At 33.5% G+C, this 23651-nt stretch carries 15 protein-coding genes; 9 read left to right on the forward strand and 6 right to left on the reverse strand.

Going from position 1 to position 23651, the window contains the following annotated elements; translation table 11 throughout:
• Positions 1-163 precede the first annotated feature (163 nt).
• From A9G11_RS04115 to cmoA, 4 genes are all read right to left on the reverse strand, one after another.
• A complete protein-coding gene (locus A9G11_RS04115) occupies positions 164-6187 on the reverse strand; it encodes an alpha-2-macroglobulin family protein (RefSeq protein ID WP_065618261.1) in 6024 nt (2007 codons plus the stop codon).
• Positions 6188-6784: 597 nt separating this feature from the next.
• Positions 6785-7153, reverse strand: a complete 369-nt coding sequence (locus A9G11_RS04120; RefSeq protein WP_065618262.1) for an MmcQ/YjbR family DNA-binding protein — start codon at positions 7151-7153, stop codon at positions 6785-6787.
• 358 nt (positions 7154-7511) lie between these two features.
• The gene (gene cmoB / locus A9G11_RS04125; protein WP_065618263.1) at positions 7512-8480 is read right to left on the reverse strand and encodes a tRNA 5-methoxyuridine(34)/uridine 5-oxyacetic acid(34) synthase CmoB; all 969 of its coding nucleotides are present in this window, start codon (positions 8478-8480) and stop codon (positions 7512-7514) included.
• A 26-nt stretch (positions 8481-8506) separates the two neighbouring features.
• A complete protein-coding gene (gene cmoA, locus A9G11_RS04130; protein ID WP_218056037.1) occupies positions 8507-9232 on the reverse strand; it encodes a carboxy-S-adenosyl-L-methionine synthase CmoA in 726 nt (241 codons plus the stop codon).
• Between the two features lie 78 nt (positions 9233-9310).
• Between cmoA and A9G11_RS04135 the strand changes: the two genes are divergently transcribed.
• Complete coding sequence (locus A9G11_RS04135) at positions 9311-10450, forward strand: metallophosphoesterase (RefSeq protein ID WP_065618265.1); 1140 nt, start codon at positions 9311-9313, stop codon at positions 10448-10450.
• 27 nt (positions 10451-10477) lie between these two features.
• Positions 10478-11593, forward strand: coding sequence for a ribonuclease D (rnd, locus tag A9G11_RS04140; protein ID WP_065618266.1), 1116 nt, complete (start codon positions 10478-10480; stop codon positions 11591-11593).
• Positions 11594-11826: 233 nt separating this feature from the next.
• Here rnd and mtnN read toward each other — a convergent pair whose 3' ends face one another.
• Positions 11827-12534: a 5'-methylthioadenosine/S-adenosylhomocysteine nucleosidase gene (mtnN, locus tag A9G11_RS04145; protein WP_065618267.1), complete on the reverse strand. Its 708-nt coding sequence runs from the start codon at positions 12532-12534 to the stop codon at positions 11827-11829.
• Positions 12535-12632: 98 nt separating this feature from the next.
• Here mtnN and A9G11_RS04150 point away from each other — a divergent pair, with 98 nt between their 5' ends.
• Together A9G11_RS04150 and A9G11_RS04155 are read left to right on the forward strand one after the other, a co-directional pair.
• Positions 12633-13403 carry an SDR family oxidoreductase gene (locus A9G11_RS04150; RefSeq protein WP_065618268.1) on the forward strand — a complete coding sequence of 257 codons (771 nt, stop codon included), beginning with the start codon at positions 12633-12635 and terminating at the stop codon, positions 13401-13403.
• Between the two features lie 37 nt (positions 13404-13440).
• Positions 13441-14310, forward strand: coding sequence for a co-chaperone YbbN (locus A9G11_RS04155; RefSeq protein WP_065618269.1), 870 nt, complete (start codon positions 13441-13443; stop codon positions 14308-14310).
• 247 nt (positions 14311-14557) lie between these two features.
• Here A9G11_RS04155 and map read toward each other — a convergent pair whose 3' ends face one another.
• Positions 14558-15346, reverse strand: coding sequence for a type I methionyl aminopeptidase (gene map / locus A9G11_RS04160; protein WP_065618270.1), 789 nt, complete (start codon positions 15344-15346; stop codon positions 14558-14560).
• 213 nt (positions 15347-15559) lie between these two features.
• Between map and rlmC the strand changes: the two genes are divergently transcribed.
• The 5 genes from rlmC to gshA all read left to right on the forward strand — a co-directional run bounded on the left by rlmC (position 15560) and on the right by gshA (position 23649).
• Positions 15560-16705, forward strand: coding sequence for a 23S rRNA (uracil(747)-C(5))-methyltransferase RlmC (gene rlmC / locus A9G11_RS04165; RefSeq protein ID WP_065618271.1), 1146 nt, complete (start codon positions 15560-15562; stop codon positions 16703-16705).
• Between the two features lie 482 nt (positions 16706-17187).
• A complete protein-coding gene (locus tag A9G11_RS04170) occupies positions 17188-19395 on the forward strand; it encodes a TonB-dependent hemoglobin/transferrin/lactoferrin family receptor (RefSeq protein ID WP_065618272.1) in 2208 nt (735 codons plus the stop codon).
• A gap of 31 nt (positions 19396-19426) precedes the next feature.
• Positions 19427-21100, forward strand: a complete 1674-nt coding sequence (locus A9G11_RS04175; RefSeq protein WP_065618273.1) for an ABC transporter ATP-binding protein/permease — start codon at positions 19427-19429, stop codon at positions 21098-21100.
• 134 nt (positions 21101-21234) lie between these two features.
• Positions 21235-21756 (forward strand): HugZ family pyridoxamine 5'-phosphate oxidase, encoded by a 522-nt coding sequence (locus A9G11_RS04180; protein WP_081298412.1) that lies wholly within the window; start codon positions 21235-21237, stop codon positions 21754-21756.
• A 330-nt stretch (positions 21757-22086) separates the two neighbouring features.
• Positions 22087-23649 (forward strand): glutamate--cysteine ligase, encoded by a 1563-nt coding sequence (gene gshA, locus A9G11_RS04185; RefSeq protein WP_065618274.1) that lies wholly within the window; start codon positions 22087-22089, stop codon positions 23647-23649.
• Positions 23650-23651: the final 2 nt, after the last annotated feature.

The following is a 23651-nucleotide window of genomic DNA, read 5'->3' on the forward strand; positions in this document are numbered from 1 at the left end:
AATATATGAAAAATTATCAAATTTAAATATAAATAAGTAAGAATACACAATCACAGATAAAGCATTGTTTTTTTGAAATTATTTGTAAGAATCAACTAAACAAATAAAAGAAAAACGGGCTTAAAGCCCGTTTTTTGTTGTTAATGGTAAATGATGATATCTATCATTGTTTTGCTTCTACTACGATTTTTTGACCGCCAGTTGAAACCGCATGAATTTCTCTGTCATACATAGCTTCACCGTATGCAGGCGGAATAATGAAAGTTCCAACATTGGTCGCTTTAATTTGATATGTAAATTTCTGAATTTCATTATTTTGGGTAGAACCATAAATGATGACCCGATCTTCACGTACGTCAGTATATTCTGGATACCAAGTGTTAGCCCCCGTTCGAATAGCTATAGGTGAGTTCCAATATTGGTAACCATAATCGTCCGCATCATACTCTTCTTCTTCATAATCTTCATCACCTTGAATATATTCATCATTAGGATCTTGTTGAGGATTAACTGGTTGTTGTACAGCTTCAAAACCACCCGGTAATAGATCAACAATGGCAATATTATCGGCACCTTCTTCAGAGATTGTGCGAATTTGTACAGTCACATTGATTTTATCACCTAATTTAACATGATCGACAGGTTTGCCGTCTTCATCGGTAAATTCACGATAAACTTCAAGACCACGTTTAATTGGTTTTTCTGGTATTTTAGTATCAAAACCTTGTTCAGATAACATGTACCAAGCTGGTAAATCAGTTGTATTGACGAAATTTAAACTTGAGTATTGTGTGGCAAATTGGCCTTTAGCCAAAATACCTTTCAATTTAGCAATAATTTTTTCTTTTTCTCCATCTTTTTCCACTGCTTTAATTTGCAATGAATCTTCGTTGAGATCTGATTTCTTAATGCTAGTAGAGTAACTGTCTAAAGCTAAAATGGTCATTGCCGCTGATTGCGTAGTGTATCTTTGTTTATTCAACATAATAACCATATTTTCTAGCGCTTGAGCAGGGATTTCTTTCACTTTTTCAGGGAAGTGTTTACTGATTAAGTAAATTTTACCTGCATCAACTACTAATGGATCGTAGTAGTAATTAGTCCACCACGCTTTGTCATAAGCTTTTTCGAGTTGTTGCCAGATTGGTTTTAATATTTTATTCGCTTCTTTATTCATTTTGAGCATTTGATATGATGAAGCGATATACATAGCTGTGATATCTGTTTTCCAATCATTATAACGACTTTTATTAAGGGTATTTAATAAGGTCGCCAAATAATTCGTTGTTACCTCATTTTGACGTGTCAATAAATAGATTGCATAGGCTCGTACACGAAAACCATAGAGATCATCACGTTGTGATTCTGCAATAGTTTTTAGATATTTATTGGCATTGGTTAGCAATTTTTGCGGAATAGGTTGCCCAGCATCTTTAGCTTCAAGTAAGAAGTTAGTTACATACAAAGTAATGAAAGGATTAACACTATAGGTTGAATACCACAAACCAATTGCTCCTTCACTATTTTGACGTGATTGCAATACTTGATAAAGATCTGATAATGGTGTTATGCCTTGTTTCGAAGCCAAATTAAACTCACTGTATTTATTGGCAACTAAAATAGGTATCGCACGACTAACTATTTGTTCTGAGCAATAATGCGGATAATTTTCTAAATAAGTTGCTAATCCTTTGCTTAGTATGAATGGTGAGTAAGATGCACCTACTTCTCGTTTACTGAGAGAGGAGTACATATCTCTTAGATCGCTCAATGTTTGTTTATGCCCATCCATTCGACCCATTTGCGTTTGTATGCGATATTCGGTTGCTGGTCGCACCGAGATACCTATATTACGAGTTATATTTATATCTTTATAATGAGCAGTAAAGTTAATTGTAGCACTTCCAAGGTTATCGTTAGCTTTAAAATTAAATTTTACTACACCATCTTTACCCTTAGATAATTCAATACTCTTTTGGTTCTCGCCAATAATGGTAAGCTGAGGCGTTGTTGAAACGGTAATATCGATTGGCACAGGATTTTCACCAATGTTTTCAATCAGATTAGTTACACTAACCGGAATTTCAAATTCATCATTTGGTGCAGCAAAATAAGGAGCATTCGGATGTAACACAATGTCATTATGGACTGTGGTTGTCATCTGAGTGTGTCCCATAGTTTTATCACCGACGGAAACTGCCATGATGCGAATTTTCCCATTGAAATAATCCGGCACTTTATATTCAACGGTTTTATCACCGTCGATATCAATAATGCCTGACCAATATGCAACAGGTTCATCAACTTTACGTTTGAACGGGTTTAAGTGACTTGATAGTGAATCATCCGCGTCACCGTCACCACCTGGCGCAGAAAGTGTAAGAATATGTCGATATTCAGGCAAGATGAGATCCAGAATTTGTGATGTATTTACTGATAGTGCTTTTTTGCGTAAAAAGCTTGTTAAAGGATCTCTAAGTTTATAGTTTGAAACTTGTAAAATGCCTTCATCGACCGCAAAAATAACGGCTTTTTGTGGTGTGTTGGTGTGCAGGGTAATTGGTAACGTATCCCCAGGTTTAATTAAGGATTGTGCTTGTAGTACAATTTTGTCATTAAATTGTTCATTAGAAATTTTAAATGGAATCACACCATAACTTAATGGACTCATGAAAATTTCATCTGAATTTGGATCGCGGATAAATTGTACATTGATATAACCATTGCCACTGATATTTTCAGGTAGCTTTATTTTTTGTATTGAACTGGTGGTTGTGGTATGGAACCATTGCCATGAGTAGACTTTATCTCTTTCAATAGTAATCAGACCACTTCCTACATAAGGTGCATTGATAGACAATTCAATTTCATCACCAGGATTGTATTGACGTTCCTTGATCTTGAGTTCTAATTCAGCGTTACGATCAAGATCTCGTGTGACGTTGGCTGTACCTACAATAGAGTATGATCGTTTATAAAGAAGCTCATCATTTTTGTTTTTGATTTGAAGAATATAGTTCCCCGGAGTTTTGCTATCTAATTGATAAGAAGTAATATCTTGATTGATGGCAAATGGTTGCTCGGATACTAATAATTCTTTGCGACGAGATTCATATTTATATACATCTGATGGTTGTTTAACTAATACTGATAGGTATTTTTCTTCCAATATGACTAGTTTTAAATCATTTAAGGCAATTTTTTCCAGTGATGGATTAATAGCAATGAAATCTAAATGACGAACAGAGTCACGGTTAATATAATCTAAATAGCCGTCTGCTTTTGCACCAATGAGATAATCATCAGGCGATACAAATGTAGTTGCGGTTGCAGCAACACTTCGTCCACTATCAGGTTCAAAGACTTCGGTTAACATTTTCAGTGTATAGTTACCTTCGAAACTTTCCATGTTTTCGTAGAGATTTAGATTTAGCTTGCCGTTTTCATCAGTGGTTGCTTCATCTAATTCTACTTTGAAACGGTTACGTGAACCTGTAATTTTTTGATAAAAATTGTAATCTTCATATTTTGGGAAATAAGGTGCTGAAGGTTCAAGTATCAGTGTATTGGTAACGTTACGATCCGCCGCGACTGTACCAATTAAATTTTTAGCTTGAATTTCAGCTCTAACCTGTTCAGGTTTTAACCAACCATCTTTTATTTCTGGAAGTATTTTTAATGCGACAGTAGTCTTATCAGGTTCAAACTCACGAATAACTACAGAGCTGGTTCCTAATAAGGTTCGAGAGTCTTCATCTTCTTTATTATCATGTTTTATATAGAGGTTGATATACCACTCACCGGTTGGAGAAGTGTAATTGGTTTTATAGCTTATTTCATTAAAACCAGATTTATCAAGAGTAATTGGTTTTTTGAGAACTAAATTTGATTTAGGATCGTATATTTCAAGCTCTAAGGTAATACCGGCTAACGAACGCGCCCAGTTTTGCGCTCTGACAATAGTTCCGATATGGAATGTGTCTCCAGGTCGGTATATTCCACGATCGGAGAAGATATGTGAGCGTAATTCTCCACCTTCAATTGTTTCTCGGATCCCTCCAATATCGAAACGTGATAGGTTTAAATGTCGATCATAACTGTAAATCGGTAAAAATGACATATCTTTATCTTTTTCAACAACATAAAGAAGTGGTTTTATACCTTGGTAATATTCAGATAGTGGATCAAAATGTACATGCCCGGTTGCATCTGTATTCTTAGAAATAATGGCAATACCATTCATGCCTAACACCGACACTTTTGCATTACTGATTGGTTGCCCTGTGGTAATTGATTGAATAAATAGATCAGTGGATTGATCGAGTGATTTTTTAGTGATGATACCTAAATCTGTTACGACAATGAAGCGTGAACTCATAAAGTCATATTTGCTACTATTGGCTTTTTGACCATATAGTCTTAATAAAAAGACTCCACGATTTTTGTTACCATTGGTGTTGGCAGTTAAATAACGGGTAAGATCAACATCGTTATATTTGACTTCTTCAAGTGGCTCTTTAAATTGTTTGGTATAAGTATATTTTTCAACAAAATGATCGTTATCGAAGTCACCGAAATCCATATCTGCATACTCGTAACTTTGGTTAAATGATACTAAATGTTGAAGTTGTGAAGGGATCACACGATCAATTTCAAGTTTCATATCAGTGATGTTACGTGAAACGATAGGTAGTTTTTTCTCACCTGATAATGAAAGTAGTGAACCTTTTGCAGCGAAGTCTAAATAGGTTGGATAGCTAGGTACTTTCATCACATTTTGGTAATTATATTTTAAGAAATAACCATTTTGTGATTGTAGTGGTTCATTTACTTCAATATAGAGTTCAGAATTTTGCTCGGCTTTAAATTCAAAACTGATCTGAGTTTGGTAAGGAAGTTCAGTATCAATTGGTTTCAGTGGAATTGATTTAGCGGTGGCTAATATTTCTGAGGAAATATCGTAACCGGTTTTATAACTACGAGATAATTCATCATAATAAGAGAACTTTTCCAATTTATCCTTTGGTATGTTTTTAGGTAATTGCCATACTTTAATCGCTTTAGCCACATCTTCTGCTTTAACCGAATGAGATAATGATAAAATTAGAACTTGTTGTATCTTATCATTACTTTGATCAACAAGTGTTAGCTTAGCATTAGTTACACTTAAATTATATTTATCAGGTACACTTACCTTATTAGTTATAGTACTACTTGACGGATGACCTCCAACTGTCGATAGAACGCCTTCCTCAATCGTTGTCTTTAAATAACCCGGGTTTTCAAGTAATGGAATAGGGCTACTTTTTATATAAGCTGTAGTGTCGTTATCAATATAGGTAATAGTGAAGTCGATATTACTGATAAATTTATCGTCATCGTCTTTATTAGTAGCGCTTTCATAAAGTGCCAAATTTATATTTTTTTCGAAACTTTTTTTATCGACAGGATGAGAGAACGAGATTGTATTAATAACATTTCTTATATTGACTTCGGTTGGATCAGAATAGAGTTCACCATCACCTACGTAATGGTATTCGAAGTCTGGTGAAGTGAATGAATAATGAGAGGATGCCACAGTTAAAAAATTATTTTCGGCAAATAATTTAGAACTATCCAAAGTTACTTCATATTCTACCCCAAGAGGCCATTTTTTATCCTTTGGTGTAAACGCAATTGTTTTATCACTAGACCATACCCATTTACCTTCAATGGCAGGAGTAATAGTAATCCCTTCGGTGATCTCTTTATTTATTAATTCAAGAGGCGCGGGTGATCCAATTTCACCTGAAAAATTAATGAATAGTTTATTTTCACTGCTACGAGGATAAGTCATTTTTCCAAAATAAGTTTTGTTGATCACAGGTGCGGGTTCAATAGGTTTGGGACGATTTAGATACCAATGATAAGCATAATTTGCGCTGGAATATGCAATAAAACCAAAGATAATAGCCGAACCGATGAATGTTTTGGCTTTGTTTAGTACCGAGCCAATCGAGTAATAAATTGCTTTAATCTGTGGTAACCATTGTGGTGTTGACCATTTTATATCACCAACAATTGGAGCAAATAACCAAAGAATTCCTTTTACTAATGCAATTAAAAAAATAAGGAAATAGGTTATTATTTCCACTGCCTTTTGCAAAATATAAAAAGGTAATTGCAAGATAAATTTGAGTAATCCCATTATTAATTCCTTATTTTCCTATTCCCTGATCCCTAATTTCGCCATTTGATTTAATATCAATTATAGTTATATTTATACTTATACTTAAACGTATGCTTAACCTGAAACATCTTTACGCTTGTTTTGGTTACTATTTTATTATTGGTCGTAAACAATCAATTGTAGTAAATTGATACCAACTGATCTTTTATATTTTATTCGAATATCCTATTCGATTAAATCTGTTAATCAATTATACGTCTTTTTTGTGCTATAACATGGGCTATTTTTATCATTTTCACATTAAAGGATTGATAACTTATATAGCTAGCTAAACAAAAAATCATATAAGTCTTAGCCAATTGGCGAGCGTTCTTTAGCTTAATAAATTCTAATTAAAAAGATACTCAGCTATTGTAAGATGATATAACACGTCTAGTGAAAATACCATATTAAACGTATTGAATTTAGTAAGTTTTTTGTTTTGCAATACCATAAGTAAAATGCATGAAAGCTGATAAGAACAATATTTAAAACGGAAAATAAATGAACAAAATTTGATAAGAAATCACCGGAATAATGAAGAATCATTGTTATTATACTGGTAATTTAGTTAGATTAATGTATAAATTGCTGTTGCAATTTTTTAGGTAGTTTTGCCAGTACTAATTGGTAAGATTTTTTTAAAAGATCAATAACCATAGTTTGATCTAAAGGAGTTGGTGAATCTAGGATAATCGAAATCCAGTGTACTTTATTAGCATAATAACCTTCAGTAATACAATCATACATTTCAATCATTAAACGATTAGTGGCTGGATCGCCTTTGAGGGTTATGATATCTTGGCTATGGTTATTTTTGCTGGCATAAGCAAACATTTTATCGGCCACCAAAAATTGCCAAGCTTGCCATTCCGATTTATAGACAATTTTCGCACCTTTTAGTTTTTTTGCCTCATCCTCTAACCACTGATATTTAGCTAACATAGTTTGTTACCGAATTTACTGAGTGAATTAAAATTATATAACTTAATCTTAAATTTGGTAGATCAAAATGAAAAAGTTTCAAGAGATGGTAATAAATATATGGTTATGATTAAGTAAAAGAGTACCGCACATAGTTACAGATAGCTTCATGTCAGTAACTATTTAAATGATGAATATAATTGATAAATTTTAGATCAAAATATTTTAATTTCACTGTGCAAATAGATGGCTTAACTTCACTTCATCATTTTTTATGAAGTGAAGTTAACGTAAACCATGATTTTATTAATCTGTAATAGAATTTATCTGTTAAAGGTTGAGTAGTTATTGCTAATCTTAAATTAGCTATTTTGTTCAGTTATTTTTTTGCCGTAAAAACAGCTCGCATAGGAGCGGGATAACCTTCAATTGTTTTAGTTATATCATTCGGATCTAAAAAATCAGCGAGTGATTCAGATGTCATCCATTCGGTTTTACGTTGTTCATCTAAGCTAGTTTGTGAAATATCGACCATTTTTACTTCGGAAAAACCACACTTATGCAACCAGTTAATCATAGTTGGAACCGACGGAATAAAATAGACATTGCGCATTTGGGCATAACGTTCGCCCGGCATTAAGGCTTGATGTTCTTCACCGTCAATAACCAATGTTTCAAGGATCAATTGCCCACCATTAACGAGCTGATCTTTTAATTGAAATAGATGATCAAGCGGGGAGCGACGATGATACAATACCCCCATTGAAAATACAGTATCAAAAGCGTTTAGTTTAGGAAGTTCTTCAATCCCAAGTGGTAAAAAATAGGCTCTTTTATCATGCCCGAGTAATTTGCGAATCGCTTCAAATTGACATAAATAAAGTGCCATAGGATCAATACCGACGGCGATTTTTGCTCCAGCACCTACCATTCTCCAGAGATGATAACCACTATTACAGCCAACATCTAAAACGATTTTACCTTCTAAGTTATCGATATGGTTAATTAAGCGTTCCCATTTCCAATCCGAACGCCATTCAGTATCAATATCTACACCATAAAAATGATAAGGTCCTTTGCGCCATGGCATCATATTTTTTAATAATTGAGTAATTCTTTGTTGTTCACCAGTAGAGAGTGGTGTTTCTGTTTTAGCTGTTACACTGTGTAATAAGTCGATCTGATAAGGCGTAATAGAGGGTAAATGTTTTATGCTATTTAGCCATTGATTAAAGCGGTTATCTATATTTTGTTTTTGCCAATTTGCTAATTGTGCAGGCAATACTTCAAGCCAACTACTCAGTCTATTTTTTGCGATAATCTGGTAAAAATCACTAAAATCGATCATTGTGTTAATCCTTATTATTTAATTTACTATTTTATTGCAATAATAGAGCCGAAATTAAAACATTGAAACCAAGTATCAATGTGTTTAAAGCCAGCATCGGATAGGCGTTGTTTATGCGTTTCGATAGTGTCAGTTAACATGACGTTTTCTAGCATGTTGCGCTTTTGACTAATTTCTAATTCACTATAACCATTGGCTCGTTTGAAATCATGATGCATATTAAATAGTAATTCATTTATGGTTGTATCAGTAAAACTGAATTTTTCTGACAATACCAATATACCGTTAGGATTTAATGCCTGATAAATATTATTTAACACATATTGCCGATTTTCTGGGGTTAAAAATTGTAAGGTGAAATTAAGTACTATCATAGATGCATTGTGCATTTTTATATTACAGATATCTTCACAAATCACTTTAACAGGCGTCACTGCTTTATATGCGTCAATATGACGTTGACAACGTTCAATCATGGGTTGGGAATTATCGACAGCAATAATCTGACAGTTGTCTTGTTTAACATGACGGCGTATTGATAGCGTCGCTGCACCTAAAGAACAACCTAAATCATAAATCATGGAATTAGGTTGTACAAACCTTTCTGCTAACATGCCAATCATCGAAATAATATTAGAATAGCCGGGAACTGAACGCTGAACCATATCAGGGAAAACTTCAGCGACTTTTTCATCAAAAGTCCAATCACCTAATTTATCAATAGGTGCCGAAAACAATTGGTCTTTTTTCAAATCCATAAAAGTTATTGGTACTAAGAGAGAATAATTCTGTTATGATACCATTTTTTGGACTCAATTGATCGGATTATTATGAGTTTTGTTGTTCTTATCGCTATTGCTGTAAGTATTTTATTGGCAGTCTACTTAGGAAAACGTTGGCAATACTGGTTTAATTTTAATGTGACTGGTGGTTATCAAATTGCATACTGGATCATAGTCATAATCGCAGGATTATCACTGATTCTTAGTAGTGGGTTAAGTCGTTTTTCAAATTATTGGATACCGTTGCTTGGTGTTGTGATCTTTGGTTTAATCATATGTACTGTTTATGTTACATTGGTTTTTGATGCTATACGATGGATAAGTAGAGGTCGATTTAAAGCAAATTTATGGCTTAAGATCTTTTATATTGTTTGTGTGGTATCGCTGTTTATTTTTGGTCATGAAATGGCAATAAGCCCAAGAATTGTTTATTATCAAGTTAAGATCAATAAACCGGCAAATGTAGATCATTTACGTTTTGTTCAATTAACTGATATTCATGTTAATGAATTAACAACTCATAAATTTATTCAACAAATGGTTAATGATGTGAATAAATTTAATGCTGATTTTATTGTGATCACAGGTGATACGCTTGATAAACGATTAAAACCATTTACAGAACAAGGTTTTGATAAGCAATTTCAGCAACTTAGGTCTAAATATGGTACCTATATTATTTTTGGAAATCATGAATATTATGGGACTAGAGAAGCGAATAATCGCGAAGAAGATATCATTAAAGCCTTTAAACAAGCCAATATGAAGGTATTAAAAGATGATGTTGTGACTATGGATAATTTAGGCATTACATTAATTGGTCGTGATGACCTTTCTTCCTCTCATTATGATGTTACCCGAGCATTACTTTCAGATTTAGTTATGTTTACCGATACCAGTATGCCGATTATTTTGCTGGATCATCAGCCCCAAGATCTCGATGAACCCGCTAACTTAGGCGTTGATTTGATGATTTCCGGTCATACACATGCAGGGCAAGTCTTTCCGATCAATCTGCTTGTCAGTGCTATGTATAAAAATGCACGAGGAATGTATCAAAATATTGAAAAACATTTTACCAGTATTGTCAGTAGCGGTTATGGTTTGTGGGGACCACCGATTCGTTTAATGACGCGTTCTGAAATTGTGGTAATTGATGTCACTTTTGATAAAAAAGAAGATCAATAATAAGATTTTTAAAATAGGAAATTGACTTTGTCTTATCAATATATAACTAATAATGAACAGTTAGCCGATTATTGTCTAAAAATTGGAAATAGTAAGGCTATTGCGCTAGATACTGAGTTTGTCCGAACGCGGACGTTTTATCCTCATTTAGGATTATTACAAATTTTTGATGGTCATTTTGCTGCGTTAATCGATCCATTAGCGATAACTGATTGGCGAAATTTTATTGCTATATTAGAAAATCCGACCATTGAAAAATATTTCCATTCTTGTAGTGAAGATATAGAGGTTTTCCAATATTTCTTTAATTATGTTCCCAACCCAGTTGTTGATAGTCAAATTCTTGCTTCCTTTTTAGATAATTCAATAAGTTGTGGTTATGCATCCTTAGTTAAAAAATACTTAAATGTTGACCTAGATAAAAGTGAAACACGTACTGACTGGTTAAAACGACCATTAACCGATAGACAGAGACAATATGCGATTAATGATGTGTTATATCTTTTTCCATTAATCGAGAAGTTAAAATCACAATTGACTATATCTAATTGGTTAGAAGCAGCTTATTCAGAGTGTCAATTAATTGTTAGTCGTAAATGTGAAGTAATGGATCCAGAAGATGCCTATTTAAATATTAAAAATAGTTGGCAGTTAAAAGGTAAAAGTTTAGGTAACTTACAAAAATTAGCGAAATGGCGATATAACCTAGCTAAATCTCAAGATATTGCACTGAATTTTGTTATACATGAGGAGGTTTTATGGAAGATCGCTCGTTATTCACCCACTTCGTTAGCCGAGCTGGAAAAGTTAGGCATGAAGGGTAAAGAGATCCGGTTATATGGGCAGAAGATACTTGCTATCTTAGCAGAACCAGTACCTGATGTTCCTCCCATTCGCCGAGTAAATTGCTATCCGGATTATAAAAAAATTGCAGAGACATTAAAGCAAGCGGCAAATAAGATTGCCGAGCAAACAGGGCTTAATCCAGATCTGCTACTTTCTCGCAGATTAATAAATCACTATGTTAAATGGCAAGAAAAGCAGGAGAGTCAACTACCTGAAATTTTAACCAGTTGGCGAAAACCGTTATTTGAAAAGTATTTAACGCAATTATCGCCATTAAATGTTGGCCATTGCAAATAATGCTGTTATATAAACTGCGTGTTAATCTTAATAGCTATTTAATTAGGGTAGTTATTAAAACAGAGTGATGATTAGATTTGTATAGTGAAATTTAAAGATGAGTGATGAGAGATCCTGATAATCACTCATCAATAAGGCTGTGATATGGGGTTAAGGTTTAATGTCGTTGCATGATTTACTACCGCTAAATCCTTATTTATTATCACTGCCTTATGTGCTTTTAGTTTGTTTTGTTAACTAAATTCTTGTTTGGCAAGATCACTTAGCATCGATTCGACAATGAGTGATGATTGGGTTGCGGCTAATTTTAAAAAAGATTGAAAATCAATGGCTGATTCATTATCACCATTATCAGAAATAGCTCGTACAACCACAAATGGCACTTTAAATAACCAGCAAACATGACCAATTGCAGCCGCTTCCATTTCCACGGCAATGGCATTAGGATAGGTTTGTTTGATATTTTCCAGCTTAGCTTTGCCATTAATAAACGCATCACCACTACCGATAGAGCCTTCGACAGCATTGACACCGTGCTTTTCAATGCACGCTTTAGCTAATGTTTGATAATGCTGGTCAGCAGGAAAAGTAGCCGGGCAACCTGACATTTGTCCCGGTTGATAACCAAATGCTGTCAAATCAACATCATGATAAAAAACATCCTTTGAAACGATAATATCGCCAATATTGAGTGACGTGGAGAGTCCGCCTGCTGAACCAGTATTGATAACTGCATCTACCTGGTAATTATTTAGCAGTAGTGTCGTTCCTGATGCGGCAGCCACTTTGCCAATGCCTGATTGTAGTAATACAATTTCACAACCGGCAATTTGCCCTACATGAAAATCACAACCTAAATAACGTTCAACATGATAATTGGTAATTTTACTTTTTAATATAGCAACTTCTTCTTCCATTGCCGCAATAATGGCGATTTTCATATGTTCCTCTTGGCTTGTTTAAGTATCTTCAATTTAGATGTGATATCATAATTGCTGTGAATAAACTTGACAATATATGAATATAACGGAGCTTAAATTTGCGAACGATTTTTATTACAGGCTGTTCAAGTGGAATAGGGCTTATTTCGGCCATTGCTTTAAAAAAACGTGGTTATCGAGTCATAGTATCTTGTCGCAAAGAATCAGACCAACAAAAACTTACCGAGCAAGGTTTTGAAACGGTTTTGCTCGATCTTGATCATCCTGATTCAGTCAATCGTGCTGCACAAACGGTATTAACGTTAACTGAAGGTAAATTGTATGGGTTATTTAATAATGCCGGATTTGGTGTATATGGTCGATTATCCTCCATAAGTCGAGAACAATTAGAATCACAGTTTTCAACGAATTTTTTTGGAGTTCATCAATTAACCCAATTATTACTTCCAGCCATGCTTGAACAAAATGAAGGGCGTATTATTCAAACCAGTTCAATTGTTGGGATTGTGGCAACACCTGGGCGAGGTGCTTATTCAGCAAGTAAATATGCTTTAGAAGCTTGGTCGGATGTATTAAGACTTGAATTGGCTCATACTAATATCAAGGTCTGTTTAATTGAACCCGGACCGTTAACAACTTATTTTTCTAACAATGTTAATCAAACCGAAAAGGCAAATATCGTTAAAAATCCACCTATAGCCAAAAGATTTACCTTACCGCCAGAAGCGGTTTTACCAGCATTATTTGATGCATTAGAAAATTCTTCACCTAAGATACGTTACAGGGTAACAAAAATTACCAAAATAGCCAATCTTGGTAAACGTTTGCTTCCGGATAGATTAATGGATAAAATTTTAGTCAACAAATAACGAATTAAATAACTAATCGAAATTTTTAGGAAACTCTATGCAAAACCAATTTATTATCGATGTTAATGAACAAAATATTAAAGAGATCATCGAAGGATCTTTTAAACAACCCGTATTGTTCTATTTTTGGTCTCCAAGAAGTCCAAATCATGAAGCAATGACCCAAATCTTAAGCAAGCTTGCTAATGAGCATCATGGCCAATTTATTTTAGCCAGTGTAAATTGTGACGAGCAGCAAATGCTCGCCGCTCAATTCGGTTTACGAGCAATCCCAACGGTCTATTTATTTCAAAATGGACAACCGGTAGATGGTTTTCAAGGCCCTCAACCAGAAGAGACTATTAAAGAGTTTTTAACTAAGGTTTTACCTAATGAAGATGAACTAAAATTAATTGAAGCACAAAAGCTATTTGATGATGCCAACTATGAACAAGCTTTACCTTTGTTGAGACATTCATGGAAAACGTTGACAGATCACTTAGGTAAACCTAGATCAGATATTGCTTTAATGCTGGTTAAAGCGCAGATTGAATTGAAGCAACTTAGTGAAGCTAAAGATGTCTTAGCTACAATCCCTTTACAAGATCAAGATTCGACTTACCATGGTTTACAGGCTGAAATCGAGTTACTTGAACAAGCAGCAAATTCACCTGAATTACAGCTTTTACAAGCAGAATTCGCTAAACAACCTGATAATATTGAACTAATGATCCAATTATCATCTCAATTAATGCAAGTAGGGCGACACGAGGAAGCATTAGCATTACTTTATCAACCTTTAACTAAAGATCTTAATGCCGGTGATGGGCTAGTGAAAAAAACATTACTTGATTTGCTTGCCGCTTTGGGTACGAGCAATCCATTAGCAAGTACCTATCGTCGTAAACTTTATTCACTATTATATTAAGAGGCTGAGCAGATCTTAATAAGTGCAACTATTTGTATATATACTCATTATTTGACTATACAAACACTAAATGAGTAATGATAGCTGATTTTAATATGCATTATTAACAGAGATCATGATAAAAGTTGAATTGTTTATTTAATAAAAATTAGAACAATAGTTTTTGAGTATAGGATTATCGATAAAATAAAGCGCTTTAAACTGAAAAAGATTCAACAAAATCTCGTATTGTTGAATCTTTTTTTATTTAGTGTTCAATGATTCTAGGAAAATCTTCATTATTTCTTAGTGTTAATACTTCGACGCCATGGTCAGTGACTAAAACGGTGTGTTCATATTGCGCAGAAAGACCATGATCTTTAGTTTTCACCGTCCAACCATCTTTCATAGTACGAGTACGCCAATCACCAGTATTAACCATAGGTTCAATAGTAAATGTCATGCCTGATTTTAAAATTACACCACCGTCATCGGCATCATAATGTAATACCTGCGGTTCATCATGATAAACTTCACCAATACCATGACCACAATATTCACGTACCGAAGAAAAGCCAAATTTATCTACATATCTTTGAATAGCTTTGCCAATCTCTCTTAAACGAATTCCTGGTTTAATAATTTTAATCGCTTCGTATAGACTTTCTTGAGTAACTTGACATAATTTTTCACCAGCTACAGTTGGTTTCCCTGCAATGTACATTCTGGATGTATCGCCATGATAGCCATCTTTAATCACTGTTACATCGATATTTAATATATCACCATCTTTTAGTTTTTTGTCAAAACTAGGGATACCGTGACAAACTACATCATTAATCGAGATACAACTAGTATGTTGATAACCATGATAACCAATATTGGCAGGAATCGCTTTTTGAACATTAATAATATGGTCGTGGCAAATTTTATCTAATTCACCCGTACTTATTCCCGGTTTTACATAGGGTTCAACTATTTCTAATACTTCGGCTGCTAATTTGCCTGCAATGCGCATTTTTTCAATTTCAGCTGGGGTTTTTAACTTAATAGACATTAAATTGTTCCTGTAATGTTAATCGCAATATCCTATCATATACCGCTATTTCGTCAAATCATAGCTAGATATTAACGAATAAGACTGATTCGTTTGGTTAGGTTGTAAAGATGTTTCAGGTTAGCTATACGTTTGAGTATATGATTTAAAACTACTGCCTGTTTAAGCAGTTTAAGTATATAATAATTTATTATAAAAAGAGGTTTTATTACAATGCAATGTCGCTATTATGAGCAACAAAAGTGTTTATCTTGTCACTGGATTGAGCATCCCTATCAAAAGCAACTTGAACAAAAACAGCATAAATTATTACAACAATTAATTGATTTTAACCCTCAGGAAGTTAAAGATCCTTTTGCTAGTCATCAGTCAGCTTTTCGTAATAAGGCTAAAATGGCGGTACTTGGTACAGTTGAAAAACCTGTATTAGGTATTCAAACTGGTGAATGGGTTGTGGATTTATGTGACTGTCCGCTTTATTCAACTCCTATGCGAAATATTCTTAAAATTGTGCGTAGTTATATTCGTAAACAAGGTTTAGTACCTTATAATATTAATAAGCGCAAGGGTGAATTAAAGTTTGTGATTATTACAGAAAGCGCCTCTTCACAAACAAATGGTTTTATGCTTAGATTTGTATTAAAGTCACATAAATTTGTGGAAAAAATCAAAAATTCATTTAAATCTTTGCAGGATAAAATAGGTAATTTAGACGTTGTATCTATCAATATTCAACCGAACCATGCTGCCATTTTAGAAGGGGATGAAGAGATTGTTTTAACAAATACCCCATTCTTACCGATTACTTTAAATCAGATCCCTCTTTATATAAAATCCCAAAGTTTTTTCCAAACTAATACTTATGTAGCTGAAAATCTTTATAAAACAGCAAGTGACTGGGTCACAAATTTGCCTATTCATTCTATTTGGGATTTATTTTGTGGCGTTGGTGGATTTGGTTTGCATTGTGTGAATCATTTACATAATCATAGTATTGAATTAACGGGCATAGAGATTAGTCCTGATGCGATTGAGTGCGCGTCGAAATCTGCTCATAAACTTGGTTTTGAGCAATTATCATTTAAATCTTTAGATGCTACTCAATATGCAATCGCTCAACAAAAAATCCCTGATCTTGTGTTACTTAATCCACCAAGAAGAGGAGCAGGAACTCTTTTAATGCAATATTTAGAACAGGTCAAACCAAACTATATTTTGTATTCTAGTTGCAATCTCAATTCACTGGTTGAGGATTTAAAGATATTACCAAATTATCAACTCACTAAAGTTCAACTTTTTGATATGTTTCCTCATACTGCACATATGGAAGTGCTAGTATTATTGACACTGAAGAAGTAAATAAATTTTAAAATGGCAACAGATGATTGATCTACCTATTTTAGATTAAGTGATTATCATCTGTTGTTATCTCATTTTGTTAATTATTGGTTATTTATCCATTCGAATTTTTGCATACCCATATCAATCTCATTGCTATTAGTCGCATTAATAATATTAATAACTAATTGATAGTTATTGATATTATTGTATCGCACTTATTTTAATACCGCTAAATAGTGATTGAATAAAATTTATTTTATTTCGGCCTCATAAATTTTTTTGTCATTAATCAATTTTTTTAATTATCTGATTTATTTGGTTATTTATTGAATTAAATTATAATACAGTTAAATGATAACCATTATCATGCGTTAATAATTATCATTATCGTTGATCATCTAAATATATTTTGTTAGATTAAATAAAAATAATAACAATTATCAATTGTTGAGAAAATTAATTAAATAATTCAATATTGAAGAATCTTGAAGGATGAAAAAGTGAAGTTAAATAAATTGTTATTTTCAATGCTAATTGCTTCTGTTACTACGCCTGTATTTGCTGATGCTGAAAAAAAAGATAATGACTTAGAAACAATCACCGTTACCGCCAGTAGACAACAGAAAGATAAATTAGCTGTGCCTGAAACGGTTGACGTAGTTTCTAAAAAAACGATCGATGATCATCATATGTCAACAATGCAAGATTTAGTGCGATATTTACCAGGGATCTCGGTTGATAGGCAAACATCAGGTACAGATCCTTTTGGTAATTTAGGTGGAATAAGAATTCGTGGTGTTGCAGGCAATCGTGTTCAGATGCAAGTTGATGGTGCAAGAGTTATCGAGAGTCTACAAGATGGAAATCGTAATTTTATTGATCTATCAACCATTAAAGCTGTTGAAATTGTACGCGGACCTGGTTCAGTATTATGGGGGGCGGATGCGTTAGGCGGTGTGGTTGCATTTAAAACCCTAGATCCTAGCGATTTGTTAAAAGGTAAATCCTATGCAGTACAAATGGATGGGGGATATGATAGCTTAAACAAGCAAAAGTCGAAAACAGGGATGTTCGCCATCGAATTTATGCCAAACTTAGAAGGGTTAGTTGCTTTAAGTCGTCGTGATTATGAAGAAGCTAAGTTAAGTAAAGCCAAAGCCAACGGCGGTATTTGGGGATGTCCAAGAGGTGTTGACTCGATTCGTTGTAATAAACTTAACCCATTAGATGCTAAAGCTGAAAATATGCTAGCTAAGTTAGTCTATCATAATGATTATCGTGAAACGAAATTAACTTTAGAGAAGTTTCGTTCTAATTCTTATGTTAGGCAGATGTATGATTATGGATTACAGTCATCCGGTGCTTTTAATGGCGATTATTTGCGTACGCAAATTCAAACTAGATCGCGCATCGCTATTGATGATGCTTGGACACCACAACTATCTTTTGTCGATCAAATCAAAACCATGATCTCCTTCTCGCCACAACAACGTTATTTGAAATCACATCGACAACAAATCGATAAAAATGGTAAGCATACTTATACCTATACCACGAATAAATATAAGGAAAATTTTTGGCAACTTGATTTGCAATTAACGTCTAGCTTCGATTTTTTGCAAACAGCTCACGAATTAATATATGGTTTTCAAGGAGATATTACTCATGCTGATTACCGTAATATGAGTTCTAAAAATGGTAAAAAAACTATTGGCGGTGGATTTAATTTTGCTAATGCTAAAACGCAACGAGCTGATATCTATCTTCAAGATGAAATCAGTTTAGCTTCTGACCGTTTGAAAATTAAACCCGGACTGCGTTATGCCACTTACCAAATTAAACCGGATATTGACAGCCATTATGCCGTTATACCGGGTAAAGAGCCGCGTAAGTTAACTTCTAAAAGATTGATCCCACAATTAGGGATGATATTTAGTTTAACTGAACAGTATTCTATTTATGCTCGGTATGCTGAAGGTTTTAAAATGCCAACCGCACAACAGCTTTATACTTCTTTACCTTCTTCGTCAATGAATTTGATCCCTAATCCAAATTTGAAACCTGAAAAAGTAAAATCTTATGAAACAGGTGTTCGAGGTGAGTTTACTGACGGTTGGTTTACTTTTGGTGGCTTCAAAGCCGATTATAACAATTATATTAAAAACTTTATTCAAGTTGGACCGAAAGATTATACCTATAAAAATTTATCAAAAGTAAATATATGGGGGCTTGAATCTTCGGCTGAATGGCGTTTTTTAAGTAATTGGACTTTGAATGGTTCTGCATCTTATCAATATGGTAAAAAACAGGAATCACCGGGCGAGAAAAAATCTTATTTTAATGATGCAATGCCTTTACAAGGTACTGTGGGTATAAAATGGCATCAACCTGATCTAAATATTGAAACTGAATTAGTTAGTACGTTTTCAAAAGCAGTAACCAGAACCTCAAAAAGTGATACTTCTTCTGGTGAAGTATTTAAACCGGGTGGTTATGCTGTTTACGATGCATATTTTAATTGGCATGCGAATAAGAATATTACGTTCAGAGCATCGGTATTAAATATCTTCGATCGTCGTTATTTTAAATGGCCTATGTTTACTACTTATTACAAAAATCCACAAAGCAATACAAGAGCAACTAACCCATTGGAATTACAAACTGCACCGGGTAGAACATTTGGTTTAGATGTTCAAGTTAACTTCTAATAGATTGGTATTATTAATGAGAGCATAGGTTGTGCAGACGTTAAAAAATATATTTTCACTAATTAAAATTTGTTTTAATTCAAAACAAGGAAAAAAAGGGTTTATTTACGCATTTTTAGTGATCGGTTTAAATATTGGTCTGATTCAGATCAATTTGGCAATGATAACTTGGAATAAGGATTTTTATAATTCTCTTGAAAAATATGATTTACATGGCGCTTTGACCCAAATTGGTGTGTTTATTTTACTCACTTTTTTAGGAGCAATAATGTATTTAGCCGCAGAATATATTCGTAAAGTACTTGTCATTACTTGGCGTAAAGTTCTTAACGATACCATTTTGGATCATTGGCTTAACAATAAAGTTCATTGGTATTTGAATAATAATAAAAATAGTATTGATAATCCTGATCAACGTATCGCAGAAGATTGTCGATTGTTTTTTGAAAAATTAACAGACGACGGTTTTTTACTGATTATAAAAATTATAGGTCTGTTTTCTTATTTTTCCGTACTTTGGCAAATTACCAATACTTTCGTTTTATCATTTAATTTATTTGATATTAACATTAGTATACCTCATTACCTGATTTGGCTAGCACCTTTATATGTATTAATTAGTTCTTTTATCACACATTGGTTAGGTAAACCATTAAAGAAATTATTGATACAGCAACAACATAAAGAAGCTAACTATCGTTTTACTTTAACGCGTTTTCGAGAATCTAAAGAACCCATTGCTTTATTAAATGGTGAACAAGTAGAAAAGGCGATTTTACGACAATATTTTCAAGAAGTGATTAAAAATTGGCATTATTTGATTAAACGGGAATTTTGGTTAGGTTGTTTTACCAGACCTTATAATTTAAGTGTTTTTTATATTCCTACTTTTTTGGCTTTACCTATCTATTTAGTTGGCAAGGTTAGTTTAGGAACATTGATGCAAATTAGTAAAGCTTTTAGTAATGTTGCTATTAATTTATCATGGTTTATTTTTAAATATAATCAACTTGCTGAACTTATTGCATGTAGTCATCGTTTGAATCAATTTATTCATCAAGCAGAGTTTCTCACTCAAGCACATTGTCGATGTGCTATACCTGTAACTCAACAAGATCAATTAATTATTAACCACTTAGTGATTAAAAATCCGCAAGGTAAGGTATTGTTTAAATTAGATAAAATTGAGCTTAATCACGGTGAGTCAGTTGTTTTATCAGGTGTTTCAGGAATTGGTAAATCAACATTATTAAAAATATTAGCTGGCATTTATCCCTATTTTGAAGGTAAGGTTCAATTACCCAATACCAGTAAATTATTTTTATCTCAATCCGCTTATTTCCCGATAGGAGGGTTAGCGCATGCGGTTGCTTATCCCTTACCTTTAGTAGAAAAAGATTTGCCTGAAATTAAGCAAATTTTGGGTGAGGTGGGTTTTAACAAGGAATTTATTGAGCAGAAATTACTTGATTATGATTTAACGCAACTTTCTGGTGGTGAAAAACAGCGTTTAATCATTGCACGTGTATTAATGCATAAACCAGCTTGGGTGTTTATGGATGAAACAACTAACGCCCTTGATAAAGAGTCAGAATATCAATTATTGCAACTTTTACAAACTCGATTAACAACGACGAGTTTTATTATCATTTCTCACTCCAATGTGGCATCTTATTTTAAAAATTGCCATCAAATAAATTTATAATTTAGTGAGTTAAGATGCGTGATTGGTTAGATAAAAGTTACATTAACAACAATTGTAAAACGTGATTTAAATAGGTTATTTAATTTTAAATAACTTTATATGAATAAAAGTAAATAAATAATAAGGAGATATTAATGGCAGAGCCAAAAAATGAAACCGTTCAAAGGACAATCGATAAACTGCATGATACCGTATTGTCGGTGATATTATCCACCATAAATGAAGATGGTACGTTGGAGACGAGTTATTCTCCTTACGTATTTAAAGATGGTCATTATTACATATTAACTTCTGACTTAGCGCCACATAGTAATAATATGAAAAATAATCCTAATATCTCTTTTTTAATAATTGAGGATGAAGCAAATACCACCAATATGCATGCTCGTTTGCGTTTATCTTATCGTGCTACCGTAGAGATGATAGATAGAGAATCGAAAGAGTTTAATCAAGTGATTGCCGCATTAAAAGAGCGTACAGGCAGAACAGTCGATTTATTAGTCTCTATAGCTGATTTCAATTTATATAAAATCACACCAACGCAAGGTAGACTAGTACTAGGTTTTGGTAAGGCTTATTTGATCAACCATCAAACTAACGTGATCACTCATGTTGATAAGGATTATATTGCTAAACAAAAAGAGATAGCTCACTAATACACAGCTCTCTATCATTTTTATTTATATTCACTGAGACTTAATGCAATGAGTCTTGGTGAAACTTCTAATTGAATGATTATATATGAGTATTTTTTGTTTATAAAAAATTACCCTTTCATACAATTCATTTTTTGAGCAACTAATCGGTTACTTATTCTGAGAAATTTCCAAGGTTATTAATTCAAAAATATTGATGTGTATAGCTATCGAACAATGAAGGTACAAAATTAATTTTTTCCTTCTCAGATCGTATTAAAATTGCCTATAGTTAGGTATAAATTATGTTAATATACACCAATTAAAATTCAACGTAGAGAACGTGAAATTATGATTCCTGATCTATCTAAAGCACTCAATTGGTTAGAAAAACACTATACCATTTTACAGGGTATTCAACGTGGAATTGAGCGAGAAACCTTACGTATTTTACCTGATGGTTCATTATCAAAAACGCCTTTTCCTACCAAAATAGGTGCTGCACTTACACATCCATGGATCACAACTGATTTTGCTGAATCTTTATTAGAATTTATTACGCCTGTCAATACCAATATAGATTATATGTTGACATTTTTACGTGATTTACATCGTTATGCCAGTGTCAATATTGGTGAAGAGATGATGTGGCCATTAAGTATGCCATGTTTTGTGGCCAACGAAGCTGATATTATTTTAGCCCAATATGGTAATTCAAATGAGGGGCGTTTTAAAACGACTTACCGAGAAGGGCTGAAAAATCGCTATGGTGCCATGATGCAAACCATTTCTGGTGTTCATTATAATTTTTCATTACCAATGGCTTTTTGGCAAGCGAGAGATGGCGTTAAAAATACCGAAGAAGGTAAAGCCGTTATTTCTGAAGGTTATTTTACGCTAATTCGCAACTATTATCGCTTCGGTTGGGTTATACCATATTTGTTTGGTGCATCACCTTCAATGTGTTCTTCCTTTATCCAAGATCCGCAAAAAGCCAAAGCCTTTATTGAGCAAACGAATGGCAACTGTTATCTACCTTATGCGACTTCATTACGATTAAGTGATATTGGTTATACCAATAATGCACAAAAAGAGTTAGGTATAACCTTTAATCATTTAGATACCTATGTGGAAGGATTAAAACGAGCAACACATACCAAATCAGCTGAGTTTAGTCGTTTGGGTATAAAAGTAAACGGTCAGTATCGTCAGTTAAATGATAATATATTACAGATTGAAAATGAGTTTTATGCTCCGATTCGTCCTAAACGTGTTCCTAGAGCTAACGAATCACCTTCTGACGCACTGTTACGAGGGGGAATTGAGTATATCGAAGTGCGAGCTTTAGATGTGAACCCTTTTTCGCCGGTTGGTATTACTGAAGAGCAAATTCGCTTTATTGATCTCTTTTTAATTTGGTGTGCGCTTGCACCAGCCCCTGAAATGAGTAGTGAAGAGTTAGAATGTACAAAACTAAACTGGAACCGAGTTATTATGGAAGGGCGCAAACCTGGTCTTGAAATTGGTATCGGGTGTGATAGTTACCGTGAACCTTTAGCAAAAGTAGGGCATGATCTGTTTAAAGATTTATTACGTGTTGCCGATGTTTTAGATCATCATGATGATCTAAAGCAATATCGTAAAGTGTGTGAAAGACTTGATTTGATGTTTGATCAGCCAGAATTAACACTGTCAGCCAGAACGTTACAAGCTATTAGTGATTTGGGTACTGCAAAATTTGGTTTAGCATTAGCTAATCAATATAAACAACAATTAATAACAGAACCTCTCACATTATTGACCGATAGTGATTTTTTACAACAACGTGATTTATCAATAGAAAAGCAAATCAAGAAAGAGCAGAGTGATACTTTATCATTTGATGAATATTTAAAACAAAAAAATGAAATATAAAA

Origin of the sequence: Gilliamella sp. wkB108, from assembly GCF_001690195.1 — a bacterium.
Classification (GTDB): domain Bacteria; phylum Pseudomonadota; class Gammaproteobacteria; order Enterobacterales; family Orbaceae; genus Gilliamella; species Gilliamella apicola_L.

Bases quoted from the DNA above. Each gene is read 5' to 3' on its own strand.
- A9G11_RS04115 (WP_065618261.1), bottom strand. From the start codon at position 6,187: ATGGGATTACTCAAATTTATCTTGCAATTACCTTTTTATATTTTGCAA.
- A9G11_RS04120 (WP_065618262.1), bottom strand. From the start codon at position 7,153: ATGTTAGCTAAATATCAGTGGTTAGAGGATGAGGCAAAAAAACTAAAA.
- cmoB (WP_065618263.1), bottom strand. From the start codon at position 8,480: ATGATCGATTTTAGTGATTTTTACCAGATTATCGCAAAAAATAGACTG.
- A9G11_RS04135 (WP_065618265.1), top strand. From the start codon at position 9,311: ATGAGTTTTGTTGTTCTTATCGCTATTGCTGTAAGTATTTTATTGGCA.
- mtnN (WP_065618267.1), bottom strand. From the start codon at position 12,534: ATGAAAATCGCCATTATTGCGGCAATGGAAGAAGAAGTTGCTATATTA.
- A9G11_RS04155 (WP_065618269.1), top strand. From the start codon at position 13,441: ATGCAAAACCAATTTATTATCGATGTTAATGAACAAAATATTAAAGAG.
- map (WP_065618270.1), bottom strand. From the start codon at position 15,346: ATGTCTATTAAGTTAAAAACCCCAGCTGAAATTGAAAAAATGCGCATT.
- rlmC (WP_065618271.1), top strand. From the start codon at position 15,560: ATGCAATGTCGCTATTATGAGCAACAAAAGTGTTTATCTTGTCACTGG.
- A9G11_RS04180 (WP_081298412.1), top strand. From the start codon at position 21,235: ATGGCAGAGCCAAAAAATGAAACCGTTCAAAGGACAATCGATAAACTG.
- gshA (WP_065618274.1), top strand. From the start codon at position 22,087: ATGATTCCTGATCTATCTAAAGCACTCAATTGGTTAGAAAAACACTAT.